Raw genomic sequence first — 11,907 nt, 5'->3', positions numbered from 1 at the left:
CGTCGGGCCGGCTCACCATGCCCTGATCCGCCTCGGATCCATCCCACGACCTGAACGGGAGAACCACGACGTGGCCACCTTCCTCTACCGGCTCGGCCGGGGCGCCTTCCGGCGCCGCCGCCTCGTCGCCCTCGTCTGGGTGGCGCTGCTGTTCGTCGCCGGCTTCGGCGCCGCATCGGCGTCCGCGCCCACCTCCGGCTCCTTCTCCATACCCGGCACGGAGGCTCAGAAGGCCTTCGACCTGCTGGACCAGCGCTTCCCGGGCATGGCCGCCGACGGCGCCACCGCCCGCATCGTGATCAAGGCGCCCGAGGGCGCCAAGGTCACCGACCCCGGGACCAAGACCGAGGTCGAGAAGATCGTCTCCGAGCTGAAGTCCGGCCCGGGCGCGCAGCAGATCTCCTCGGTCGCCGACCCGTACCAGTCCCAGGCCGTGAGCCAGGACGGTTCCACCGCCTACGTCAGCGTCAAGTACGACGTCAGCGGCATGGAGCTGAAGGACGAGACGCGCGAGGCGCTGAAGGACTCCGGCAAGGAGGCGACCGCCGCGGGGCTGAACGTCCAGATCGGCGGCGACGCCCTGATGGCCGCCCCCGAGACCGGGTCCGGCGAGATCATCGGCATCGCGGTCGCCGCGATCGTCCTGGTCATCACCTTCGGCTCGCTGATCGCCGCGGGTCTGCCGCTGCTGACCGCGCTGATCGGCGTCGGCATCGGCGTCTCCTCGATCACCGCGCTGGCCAACGTGCTGGACCTCGGCTCGACCACGTCCACCCTCGCGATGATGATCGGCCTCGCGGTCGGCATCGACTACGCCCTCTTCATCGTCTCCCGCTACCGCGCGGAGCTCGCCGAGGGCCGTGAGCGCGACGAGGCCGCCGGCCGGGCCGCGGGGACCGCCGGCTCCGCCGTCGTCTTCGCCGGTCTGACCGTGGTCATCGCCCTCGTGGGCCTGGCCGTCGTCAACATCCCGATGCTGACCAAGATGGGCTTCGCGGCCGCCGGAACGGTGGTCATCGCGGTCCTGGTCGCCCTGACCCTGGTCCCGGCCATCCTCGGCTTCGCGGGCCGCAAGGTCCTCCCGGCCGGTACGAAGAGCAGGCTGTTCGGCAAGGGCCGCCCGGCCGGGGCCGAGCCCAAGGCCAACGGCGGCACCCGCTGGGCCCGCTTCGTGCTGCGCCGCCCCGTCATGGTGTTGCTGGCCGGCGTGATCGGCCTCGGGATCGTCGCGATCCCGGCGAGCAAGCTGGAGATGGGCCTGCCGGACGACGGCGCCCAGCCGGTCTCCACCACCCAGCGCCAGGCGTACGACCTGCTGTCCGACGGCTTCGGCCCGGGCTTCAACGGCCCGCTGATGGTGGTCGTCGACGGCGACAAGGCGCTCGCCGACAAGACCGTCGACCGGATCAAGGGGCTGGAGGGCGTGGCCGCGGTCACCCCGCCGAACCTCAACGAGGCCGGCGACGCGGGCGTCATCACCGTCATCCCGAAGGACCGTCCGTCCTCGACGCAGACCGAGGACCTGGTCCACGAGATCCGCGCGGTCAGCGGCGACGAGGTCCTCGTGACCGGCGCCACCGCGATGAACATCGACTTCTCGCAGAAGATGAACGACGCGCTGCTGCCCTACCTGGCGCTCGTGGTCGGCCTCGCCTTCCTGCTCCTGATGCTGGTGTTCCGCTCGATCTTGGTCCCGCTCAAGGCCGCCCTCGGCTTCCTGCTGTCGGTCGTCGCGGCCCTCGGCGCGGTCGTCGCGGTCTTCCAGTGGGGCTGGCTCGGTTCGCTGTTCGGGGTGGAGCAGACCGGCCCGATCATGTCGATGATGCCGATCTTCATGGTCGGCGTGGTCTTCGGCCTGGCCATGGACTACGAGGTCTTCCTCGTCACCCGCATGCGCGAGGCGTACGTCCACGGCGAGCGCCCCGGCCAGGCGGTCGTGACGGGCTTCCAGTACAGCGCCCGGGTGGTCGTGGCCGCCGCCGTCATCATGATCGCGGTGTTCGCGGGCTTCATCGGGGCCAGTGAGCAGATGGTCAAGATGATCGGCTTCGGGCTCGCCGTCGCCGTCTTCTTCGACGCCTTCGTGGTCCGCATGGCCATCGTCCCGGCCGTCCTCGCCCTGCTCGGGCACAAGGCCTGGTGGCTGCCGAAGTGGCTGGACAAGCTGCTGCCGAACGTGGACGTGGAGGGCGAGAGCCTGCGCAAGCACCTCGCCGGCGCCACCCCGCCGGAGGGTCCGGACAAGGACCGCGAGCTGGTCGACGCCTGACGGCTCCGGCCCGACGGCCCGGCCCCGTACCGCCTGTTCGCCGGGTGGTACGGGGCCGGGCCGTTTGCGCCTACCGGGTGACGGAGGCGTACGTACGGCGCAGGAAGCGGCGCAGCACGGCGATGTCGAACTGCACCACGGCGACGCCCTCGGGGGAGTGGAACTCGACGACCGCCTGGACGCGGCCGCAGGGCCAGACGCGTACGTCCCCGGTCCCCGTCGGGGTCACCAGGCCGGCCTCCAGCAGGGCGCGGGGGAAGACCCATTCGTTGTCCGTGCCCTCGGGGGAGAGGTCCGCGGGGAAGACGATCCGGACGGCGAGGGGTTCGTCGGGGTCGAAGCGGAGGAAGGCCGGGACGGTCCGGTAGAACGGGTCGTCGGTGATCACGCGCGCCCTGGCGCGTTCCTCGACGGCGGCCGCGGTCGCGGTGGCCGCTCCGGCGGCGGGCGGATTCTCGGCGGTCGCTGACATCGACACGACTCCTCGAAATCGGAACATTTGAGTCCGTTTGTCCGTCCAGCCTCGCACATTCCGACGAAAGCGCACCGCTCTCTTTGTGACCGAGACGCTCTTGCCAACGGTTTGCAAGTGGGCACTATTCTTAAACGGTTAAAGACTTTGTAAGTCTGTGTGTGAGGAAGCGGAGCCATTCCATGCATGTGCCCGACGGATTCATCAACGCACCCGTCTCGGTGGCCGCCGGGGTGGTGGCCGTCGCCGCGGTGGGCGTCAGCCTGCGCGGCGCGCGCCGCGAACTCGACGAGCGCACCGCCCCGCTCGCCGGCCTCGTGGCCGCGTTCGTGTTCGCCGTCCAGATGCTGAACTTCCCGGTGGCGGCCGGAACCAGCGGCCACCTGCTCGGCGGGGCGCTCGCCGCGATACTCGTCGGCCCCTACACCGGCGTGCTGTGCGTCTCGGTGGTGCTCCTCATGCAGGGCATCCTCTTCGCCGACGGCGGGCTGACCGCGCTGGGCGTGAACATCACCGTCATGGGCGTCGTCACCGTGGTCGTCGCGTACGCGATCTTCCGCGGGCTGCTCACGGTGCTGCCGCCCACCCGCCGCTCCGTGACCGCCGCCGCCTTCACCGGCGCCCTCGTCTCGGTGCCGGCCGCCGCCGCGGCCTTCACCGCCGTCTACGCCGTCGGCGGCACCACCGACGTCCCGCTCGCCAAGGTCCTCACCGCCATGGTCGGCGTGCACGTCCTCATCGGCATCGGCGAGGCCGCCATCACCGCCGCCACCGTCGGCGCCGTCATCGCCGTCCGCCCCGACCTGGTGCACGGGGCCCGCGGGCTGCACGCGCCGCTGAAGCTGCGCGTCGGCGGCGAGCTCGTCGACGTCCCCGCCGTCCGGGCCCCCGCGCCGGCGGCCCACCGCTCCACCCGGAGGTTCTGGCTGACCGGGCTGGCCACCGCCCTCGTCCTCGCCGGATTCGTCTCCTTCTACGCCTCCGCCAGCCCCGACGGCCTGGAGAAGGTCGCCGCCGACAAGGGCATCGACGCGAAGGCCGAGGACCACGCGGCCGCCGGCTCCCCGCTCGCCGACTACGGCGTCAAGGACGTCGAGGACCCGCGCCTGTCCGGCGGTCTCGCCGGGGTCATCGGCGTCGGCGCGACCGTCGCCGCCGGAACCGGCGTCTTCATCGCCGTGTCCCGCCGCCGCCACCGCTCCGACGAGCTCACCGCCGCCTCCACGGCGCCCACCGCGGCGAGCTGACATGGGAGCCGGCCACGCCCACACGCTCTACCGGCACGGGCACTCGCCGGTCCACCGCCTTCCGCCGCACTGCAAGCTCGCCGCGACCTTCGCCTTCGTGCTGGTCGTCGTGTCCACACCGCGGGAGGCGGTGTGGACCTTCGGCCTGTACGCCGTCCTCGTCGCGTGCGCCGCCGCCGTGGCCCGCATCCCCGCGGGCTTCCTGCTCCGGCGCCTCGTGATCGAGGTCCCGTTCGTCGCGTTCGCCGTCCTCATGCCCTTCGTGGCGGAGGGCGAGCGGATCGAGGTGCTCGGCATGTCGCTCAGCGTCTCCGGGCTCTGGGGCGCCTGGAACGTCCTGGCCAAGGGCACCCTCGGCGTCGCCGCCTCCGTGCTCCTCGCCTCCACCACCGAACTGCGGGCGCTGCTGCTCGGCCTGCAGCGGCTGAAGCTGCCGCCGCTGCTCGTACAGATCGCCTCCTTCATGATCCGCTACGGCGACGTGGTCACCGACGAGCTGCGCCGGATGTCCGTCGCGCGCCGCTCGCGCGGCTTCGAGGCCCGCGGCGTCCGGCACTGGGGCGTGCTCGCCAAGACGGCCGGCGCCCTGTTCATCCGCTCCTACGAGCGCGGCGAGCGGGTGTACCTGGCCATGGTCAGCCGCGGCTACGCCGGCTCCATGCCGGTGATCGACGAGGTGACGGCCACGCGCACCCAGTGGGCGTACGCCGCCGCGCTCCCGGTGACGGCGCTCGCCGTCTGTCTGATGGGATGGACCCTGTGACGACCGCACCCTCCCTGGAGATCTCCGGCCTCGCCTACGCCTACCCCGACGGTCACCAGGCCCTCTTCGGAGTGGACCTGACCGTCGGGCGCGGCGAGCGCGTCGCCCTGCTCGGCCCCAACGGCGCCGGCAAGACCACCCTCGTCCTGCACCTCAACGGGATCCTGGCCGGCGGCGTCGGCTCCGTCACCGTGGCCGGGCTGCCCGTGGAGAAGCGGAACTTCGCCGAGGTCCGGCGCCGGGTCGGGATCGTCTTCCAGGACCCCGACGACCAGCTGTTCATGCCCACCGTCCGGGAGGACGTCGCCTTCGGCCCGGCGGCGGCCGGCCTGCGCGGCGCGGAGCTGGAGGAGCGGGTCCACGGGGCCCTGGAGCAGGTCGGCATGTCCGGCTTCGCCGACCGGCCCCCGCACCACCTGTCCTTCGGGCAGCGCCGCCGGGTCGCCGTGGCGACCGTACTGGCCATGCGGCCCGAGATCCTCGTCTTGGACGAGCCCTCGTCCAACCTGGACCCGGCCTCGCGGCGGGAGCTCGCCGACGTCCTGCGGTCCCTGGACGTGACGGTGCTGATGGTCACGCACGACCTGCCGTACGCGCTGGAGCTGTGCCCGCGGGCCGTGATCCTCAGCGGAGGCGTCATCGCCGCCGACGGCCGCACCCAGGACCTGCTGTGCGACGAGCAGCTGATGCGGTCCCACCGCCTGGAGCTGCCGTTCGGCTTCGACCCGCGCTCCGTGCACGTGGCGTAGGCCGTGGCATAAGGGCGCGGCGCCGGGTGTTGGACCGCTCGTGAACATCCAGGGTGAGGTGGCGGAGGGTTTCGAGGCCGTCCGCGAGGCATTCGTACGCAACTTCGAGGTGCTGGGGGACCGGGGCGCGGCCGTGGCCGTGTACCGGGACGGGCGCCGGGTCGTCGACCTGTGGGCCGGGCCGAAGGACGCGGACGCCAGCACGGGAGGCTCCGCCGAGCCGTGGGGAGCGGGGACCGCGCAGGTGGTCCGGTCGGCCACCAAGGGGGTCGCGGCCGCCGTACCGCTGCTGCTGCACCAGCGGGGGCTGCTGGACCTGGACGCGCCGGTGGGCTCGTACTGGCCCGAGTTCAAGGCGGGCGGCAAGGACCGGGTCCTCGTACGGGACCTGCTCGCGCACCGGGCCGGGATAGCCGCGCTGGACCGGAGCCTGACCCCGGCCGAGGCCGTCGACGGCACGTCCGGGCCGCGCGCGGTCGCCGGACAGCGGCCCTTCTGGGAGCCCGGCACCGACCACGGCTACCACGCGCAGACGTACAGCTGGCTGCTGTCGGAGCTGGTGCTGCGGGTGACCGGCACCTCGATCGGCCGGTGGCTGGCGGCCGAGGTCACGGGCCCCCTGGGACTGGACTTCTGGATCGGCCTGCCCGCAGCCGAGGCGGCGGCCGGCCGGGTGGGCCGCGTCGCCCCGGTGGAACCCCCCGAGCGGGCGGGCTCGCTGCGGATCCGGCCGCGCAGGAACGTTTCCGAGGCGTACGCCGACCCCGCCTCCCTGACCCGGCGCGCCTTCGCCGCCATCGACCCGCTGCCGGACGAGAACGCCCCCGAGTACCGGGCCGCCGAACTCCCCGCCTCGGCGGGCACCGGCACGGCCCGGGCGCTGGCCGGCTTCTACGCGGCGCTGCTGGACGACACCGAGGACGGCGGCCGCCTGTTCACCCCGCGGACCACCGCCCTCGCCGGGACGGAGCTGTCCGCGGGCCCGGACCGGGTGCTCGTGGTGAACACCCGCTTCGGCCCCGGCTACATGCTGCACGGCGCCGCCTCACCGCTGCTGTCCCCGGCCTCCTTCGGACACCCGGGGCGCGGGGGCTCGCTGGCCTTCGCCGATCCGGAGGCGGGCGTCGGCTTCGGGTACGTCACGAACGCCCTGGCCAAGTCGGTCACCGCCGACCCGCGGGCGCAGGCCCTGGTCCGGGCGGTGCGCGCCAGCCTCTAGGTGTGTTGTCCGGACAGGCTAGGGCGGTGGCGGGCCGTCAGGCGCCGGCCGGCCGTTCGCGTACGTCGGCCAGGACGGCTCCCGCGTGCGCGACGAGCTCCTTCGGGGGCATCGGGAACACGGTGTGGGGGGTGCCGGCGGCCGCCCAGACGACGTCGTGGTCGAGCAGCGCCCGGTCGGCCAGCACGCGGGTCCGGGTGCGGTGGCCGAACGGCGGTACGCCGCCGATGGCGTACCCGGTGGTCTCGCGGACCACGGCGGCGTCGGCGCGGGTGACGCGCGCGGCGCCGAGTTCACGGCGGACCGCCTCGACGTCGACCCGGGAGGCGCCGTCGACGAGCACCAGCACCGGGACCCCGTCCGCCGCGAAGATCAGCGACTTGGTGATCTGGCCGAGCGCGCAGCCGATCGCGGCGGCGGCGTCGGCGGCGGTGCGGGTGCCGTCCGGGAAGCTGCGGACGGCCGACGCGTCGAGGCCGAGGCGGGTGAGGGCCTCCGCGAAGAGGGGGTGCGGGGTGGTCATGGGGGCACGGTATCCCCACGGGGCGGCGGGCGGGTACGGCCCGACGTGGCCGGGGCTGACGGGGCTCGGCCCCGCGCCCCGGGGGCTGCCCGGTCCCGGTCCCGCTTCCGGGCGGTTGGGCCGGCGGGTGCGGCGCCGTTGCCGGGGGCCCTGCCCTCGGACCCCCGCGCCTCAGACGCCGGCCGGGCCGGAAGGGACGGGGCCGGGCCCCGGCTCGTGGTGGGCGTGGTACTGATCCAGGGCCGCCGAGCCGTGAACGCGGCGGACGCGAGTGCCCTGCGGCCCGCCGCGTTGTGAGCGCCGGTGGGCCGCAGGACCCCCGCGCCCCGGCGGGTCAGCGGGAGGCGAGGACCGTGGCGACGATCGGGCCTGCCGCGTCGCCGCCGTGGCCGCCGCCCTCGACCATCGCCGCCGCGGCCACGTCGCCGCTGAACCCGGTGAACCAGCTGTCCGGGCTGCCCGCGCCGTCGACCTCCGCGGAGCCGGTCTTCGCGCCCTTGTCGCCGCCGACCGGCGCCATCGCCTTGGCGCCCGTACCGCTGGTCGCCGTCAGCCTCATCATCGACACCAGCTGCTGCTGCACCGCCGGCTTCATCCGCCGCTCGGCCGTGGCGACCGTACGGCCGTCGAGGTCCGGGGAGACGAGTAGCGGCTGGCGGAACACCCCGGTGCGCGCGGTCGCGGTGATCGACGCGACGTTCAGGGGGTTCATGGTGATCCGGCCCTGCCCGATGTACGCGGCGGCCTCCTCCGCGCCCGTCGCCGTCGGCACCTTGCCGTCCGTGGACTTGATGCCCGTCTTCCAGTCCAGCCCGATGCCGAACACCTCCTGGGCCTCCTTGGACAGCGCCGCGTCGTCGCGCACGTCGTCCACCGGCTTGATGAAGGCGGTGTTGCAGGACTGGGCGAAGCTCTTCGCGAAGGTCGCGCCGGGCAGTTCGAAGTTCTTCAGGTTGTGGAAGGTGCGGCCGCCCCAGACCACCTCCTTCGTGCACTCCGCGGGCTTGTCGGCCGCGACCAGGCCGCGGTCCAGCAGCATCGCGGCCGTCACGACCTTCATCGTCGAGCCCGGGGCCCGGTTGCCCGTCATCGCCGCGTCGTAACCGTCCGCGCGGTGGTTGGCGATGGCCAGGATGTGCCCGTTGCTCGGCTTGACGGCGACCACCGACGCCTCGGGGTACTTGGCGACGGCCTGCTCGGCCGCCGCCTGCACCTTCGCGTCCAGGTACGTCTTGAGGGTGCTCGGCTCGCCCTCCACCAGCGTGAGCAGGGTCCGCTTCGCCCCGTTCCCGTCGCCCGGCCCGATCCACAGCTCCACGCCGGGCTTGCCGCCGCCCTTGGCCCCGTACGTCTCGCGCAGCTGGGCCAGGACCGTCCGCAGCGAGGGGTACTTCTCCGCGGTCAGCTCCTCGCCGTTGCGGTCCACGGCCTTGACCGGCGGGTTCGCGGGCGCGCCGGCGCGCAGCGCGTCGCCCGGGCCCAGCGCCGGATGGATGATCGAGGGCTGCCAGTCGACCAGGGCCTTTCCGCTGGTCAGGCCGCGCACCACGGTCAGCTTGGAGTCGTACGCGAGGGGCTTGGTGACACCCTCGTACGTGATCTCCGCCGCGACCTTGAAGGGCACGGTGGTGCCGGTGGGCGGGCCGGGGGTAATCACCGCCTTCGACACGTACGCCTTGGTCGTGAAGTCGCCCACCGCGGTCTGCGCGGCCGCGGCGTTGTTCGTCAGGTCGGCGGCCGCCCTGCCGTCGCCCGCGGCCCACGCCGTCAGGAAGGCCGTCGCGGTGGCGGTGGCCTCCTTCTCGCCGACCGGCCCACTGGCCTTCTCCGACCGGACCTCGGTGCCGGTGGACGCGCCACCGCCCCCGCCGTCGTCCCCCACCAGCGCGTACACCCCGTACGCGGTCCCGCCCACCATCGTCAGGAACACCCCGCCGATGACGGCACTCTTCGCTGCCCCGTTCACTTCTGGTCCCTCCCCCGGGAAAACACATCGTTTCTCTGAACATGTTCAAAGAACCTCAGGTGCAGACCTTACGCTGTGCATACACAGTCATTCACCCTTGTTACCGGACCGGAACATCTCCCAGGAGCCCCATGCGTCCCATGAGCGTCGTGCACGAGGTGGAATCGGCCCGGGTGGACGGGCCGCAGCCGGACCTGGTCTGGTACACGGCGTACGGCTCGAACATGCACCTGGACCGCCTGAACTCCTACATCGCCGGCGGCGCCCCTCCCGGGTCCTCCCACCAGCACCCCGGGTGCCGCGACCGGCGCGCCCCGGCGCGGTCGGTCCCCGTGGAACTGCCGGGCCGGCTGTACTTCGCCACGGAGTCCGCGGTGTGGACCGGCGGCCGCGGTTTCTACGATCCGGCGCCGCCGGGGCGGACCCGGGCGCGGGCCCACCTGGTGTCGGCGCGGCAGTTCGCCGACATCGCGGCCCAGGAGATGTACCGGGAGCCGGGCGCCGACCTCGACCTGACCACGGTCCTGCGCACGGGCCGCGACGTGCTGGGGCCCGGCCGGTACGAGACGCTGATCTGCCCCGGCGTGCTGGAGGGCGTTCCGGTGCTGACGTTCACCGCGCCGTGGGCGATGGGGGACGTGCCCTGGGTCGAGCCCTCCGCCGCGTACGTGCGGCTCCTGGCGACGGGCCTGCTGGAGGCCGGCGCGTGGGACGAGCGCTCCGTCGCCGCGTACCTCGCCCGCTGCCCTGGCGCGGCCGGCGCCTGGACCGAGGCCCGGATCACGACCCTCCTGAACCCCTGAACTTCTGCCCCCCTGAACCCCGCCCGACGCCGCCGCCGGGCGGGACCCGCTACACCCAGGTGTCCAGCCACATGCGGCCCCGCCAGGAGTCCATGGGCAGGGTCTCGCCCGTGTAGATGGGCCAGAAGTAGATGAAGTTCCACACGATCAGCAGGACCAGTACGCCCGCCCCGATCGCGCCCAGGGCGCGGCGGCGTTCCGAGGAGCCCGCCGGGCCCAGCAGGGCGCCGATCATCATCGCGACCGCCAGGCACAGGTACGGGACGAAGACCACCGAGTAGAAGAAGAAGATCGTCCGCTCCTGGTAGTTGAACCAGGGCAGCAGACCCGCGCCCAGCGCGCACGCGATCGCGCCCGCCCGCCAGTCGCGGCGGAAGAACCACCGCCACAGCACGTACAGCAGCGCGAAACAGCCCGCCCACCACAGCAGGGGGGTGCCCAGGGCCAGGACCTCGCGGGCGCACTTGCCCGCCTCCGTCGCGGGACAGCCGTCCGTGCCGGGGCCGGGGGACTCGTAGAAGAAGGAGACGGGCCGGCCCAGGACCAGCCAGCTCCACGGGTTGGACTCGTAGGTGTGCCCGGAGGTCAGGCCGACGTGGAACTTGTAGACCTCGGTCTCGTAGTGCCACAGGCTGCGCACCCACTCCGGCAGGAACGACAGCGTGCTGCCCTGGTCGTACTTGGCGGCCCAGTCGCGCAGGTAGCCGCCCTTGCCGTTGTCCGGGCTGAGGATCCAGCCCGACCAGGAGGCCACGTACGTCGCCACCGCCACCGGAACCGTCGACACGAAGGCGGGCAGCGCGTCGCGCCGCAGCATCGAGGCGTACGGGGCGCCCGAGCCCGCGGTGCGGCGCGCGGCCGCGTCCCACAGGACGGTCAGGACGCCGAAGAAGGCCAGCGCGATGAAGCCGTTCCACTTCGTGCCCGCGGCCAGACCCAGGCAGACGCCGGCCAGGATGCGGTACGGCCGCCAGCCCAGCCCCAGCGTCTCGGCGATCTTCGTGTCGGGCCGGGTCCGGCCCTCCTCGTCCACCGGCAGCGCGCCGGCGAGTCTGGCCCGGGCCCGGTCCCGGTCGATGAGCAGCGCCCCGAACGCGGCGAGCACGAAGAACATCAGCACCAGGTCGAGCAGCGCGGTCCGGCTCATGACCAGGTGCAGGCCGTCCACCGCCAGCAGCGTGCCCGCCAGGCAGCCGAGGAACGTGGAACGGAAGAGGCGGCGCCCGATCCGGCACAGCATCAGCACCGACAGCGTGCCGAGCACGGCGGTCATGAACCGCCAGCCGAAGGGGGTGAGGCCGAACATCCACTCGCCGAGCCCGATGACCCACTTGCCGACCGGCGGATGCACCACGTAGCCGGGGTCGACCGGCAGCGGCACCCCGTCCGGGTTGGCGAGGATCGACTTGTCGATGTCCTTGGGCCAGCTGGCCTCGTAGCCCTGGCGGATCGTGGCCCAGGCGTCCTTGGCGTAGTACGTCTCGTCGAATATCACCGCCTTCGGGCTGCCCAGGTGCACGAAGCGGAGCACGCCGGCGACCAGCGCCACCAGCAGCGGACCGGCCCACGCGACGATGCGCCGCCAGGTGCCCCACACCTCGGGGGCCAGCCCGAAGGTCGCCCACAGCTGCGCCGACGGCTTGGCGTACGGGGGCACAAGGCGGGTGCGGACGTCCGGGCGCGGCCCGGTCCCCGCCGGGGGCGCGTAGCCGAAACCGCGCAGGCGGCGCAGCCACGGGGGCGGCTCTTCTGCGCGTCCCGCGGGCGGGGCGGGCGGGGCCCCCGCGGGGCTGGGCGGCGGCGTCGCGGTACTGGTCACCGGGTCATGGTAGGGAACCGATCTGTGGGAGCCCCAGTCGCCGCGGGCCCGCCGGGCCTCCGGCGCCGGACGGACGG

10 protein-coding genes are annotated in these 11,907 nt (G+C 73.3%); 6 read left to right on the top strand and 4 right to left on the bottom strand.

Features of this window, described 5'->3' with window-relative positions:
* Positions 1-70 precede the first annotated feature (70 nt).
* Positions 71-2,269, top strand: a complete 2,199-nt coding sequence (locus ACFWW8_RS18585; RefSeq protein WP_386530001.1) for an MMPL family transporter — start codon at positions 71-73, stop codon at positions 2,267-2,269.
* Positions 2,270-2,339: 70 nt separating this feature from the next.
* Here ACFWW8_RS18585 and ACFWW8_RS18580 read toward each other — a convergent pair whose 3' ends face one another.
* Complete coding sequence (locus ACFWW8_RS18580) at positions 2,340-2,741, bottom strand: SsgA family sporulation/cell division regulator (protein ID WP_386530000.1); 402 nt, start codon at positions 2,739-2,741, stop codon at positions 2,340-2,342.
* A gap of 182 nt (positions 2,742-2,923) precedes the next feature.
* On the opposite strand from ACFWW8_RS18580, the gene ACFWW8_RS18575 reads away from it, so the two are divergent.
* The 4 genes from ACFWW8_RS18575 to ACFWW8_RS18560 are packed head-to-tail and all read left to right on the top strand — an operon-like array spanning position 2,924 to position 6,719.
* The gene (locus ACFWW8_RS18575) at positions 2,924-3,988 is read left to right on the top strand and encodes an energy-coupling factor ABC transporter permease (RefSeq protein ID WP_386529998.1); all 1,065 of its coding nucleotides are present in this window, start codon (positions 2,924-2,926) and stop codon (positions 3,986-3,988) included.
* A 1-nt stretch (position 3,989) separates the two neighbouring features.
* Positions 3,990-4,751, top strand: coding sequence for a cobalt ECF transporter T component CbiQ (gene cbiQ / locus ACFWW8_RS18570; protein WP_386529996.1), 762 nt, complete (start codon positions 3,990-3,992; stop codon positions 4,749-4,751).
* The gene (locus tag ACFWW8_RS18565) at positions 4,739-5,500 is read left to right on the top strand and encodes an energy-coupling factor ABC transporter ATP-binding protein (RefSeq protein WP_386529994.1); all 762 of its coding nucleotides are present in this window, start codon (positions 4,739-4,741) and stop codon (positions 5,498-5,500) included. Before cbiQ ends, ACFWW8_RS18565 begins: the two co-directional genes overlap by 13 nt.
* A gap of 40 nt (positions 5,501-5,540) precedes the next feature.
* Positions 5,541-6,719, top strand: a complete 1,179-nt coding sequence (locus ACFWW8_RS18560) for a serine hydrolase domain-containing protein (RefSeq protein WP_386529992.1) — start codon at positions 5,541-5,543, stop codon at positions 6,717-6,719.
* A gap of 37 nt (positions 6,720-6,756) precedes the next feature.
* On the opposite strand, the gene ACFWW8_RS18555 is transcribed toward ACFWW8_RS18560, so the two are convergent.
* Positions 6,757-7,242 carry a YbaK/EbsC family protein gene (locus ACFWW8_RS18555; protein ID WP_386529990.1) on the bottom strand — a complete coding sequence of 162 codons (486 nt, stop codon included), beginning with the start codon at positions 7,240-7,242 and terminating at the stop codon, positions 6,757-6,759.
* 334 nt (positions 7,243-7,576) lie between these two features.
* Complete coding sequence (locus ACFWW8_RS18550; RefSeq protein ID WP_386529989.1) at positions 7,577-9,208, bottom strand: penicillin-binding transpeptidase domain-containing protein; 1,632 nt, start codon at positions 9,206-9,208, stop codon at positions 7,577-7,579.
* 140 nt (positions 9,209-9,348) lie between these two features.
* On the opposite strand from ACFWW8_RS18550, the gene ACFWW8_RS18545 reads away from it, so the two are divergent.
* Complete coding sequence (locus tag ACFWW8_RS18545) at positions 9,349-10,011, top strand: histone deacetylase (RefSeq protein WP_386529987.1); 663 nt, start codon at positions 9,349-9,351, stop codon at positions 10,009-10,011.
* Positions 10,012-10,060: 49 nt separating this feature from the next.
* Here the strand turns inward: ACFWW8_RS18545 and ACFWW8_RS18540 are convergent, their stop codons facing one another.
* Entirely contained in the window at positions 10,061-11,830 is a 1,770-nt protein-coding gene (locus tag ACFWW8_RS18540; protein ID WP_386529985.1) for a dolichyl-phosphate-mannose--protein mannosyltransferase, read from the bottom strand.
* Between the last annotated feature and the right edge of the window lie 77 nt (positions 11,831-11,907).

The organism is Streptomyces sp. NPDC058701 (assembly GCF_042715295.1).
GTDB lineage: Bacteria > Actinomycetota > Actinomycetes > Streptomycetales > Streptomycetaceae > Streptomyces.
Note: the sequence above shows the minus strand (reverse complement) of the source record. Positions and strands in the feature narration are given on the sequence as shown.

Bases quoted from the DNA above. Each gene is read 5' to 3' on its own strand.
- ACFWW8_RS18575 (WP_386529998.1), top strand. From the start codon at position 2,924: ATGCATGTGCCCGACGGATTCATCAACGCACCCGTCTCGGTGGCCGCC.
- ACFWW8_RS18580 (WP_386530000.1), bottom strand. From the start codon at position 2,741: ATGTCAGCGACCGCCGAGAATCCGCCCGCCGCCGGAGCGGCCACCGCG.
- ACFWW8_RS18555 (WP_386529990.1), bottom strand. From the start codon at position 7,242: ATGACCACCCCGCACCCCCTCTTCGCGGAGGCCCTCACCCGCCTCGGC.
- cbiQ (WP_386529996.1), top strand. From the start codon at position 3,990: ATGGGAGCCGGCCACGCCCACACGCTCTACCGGCACGGGCACTCGCCG.
- ACFWW8_RS18545 (WP_386529987.1), top strand. From the start codon at position 9,349: ATGAGCGTCGTGCACGAGGTGGAATCGGCCCGGGTGGACGGGCCGCAG.
- ACFWW8_RS18565 (WP_386529994.1), top strand. From the start codon at position 4,739: ATGGACCCTGTGACGACCGCACCCTCCCTGGAGATCTCCGGCCTCGCC.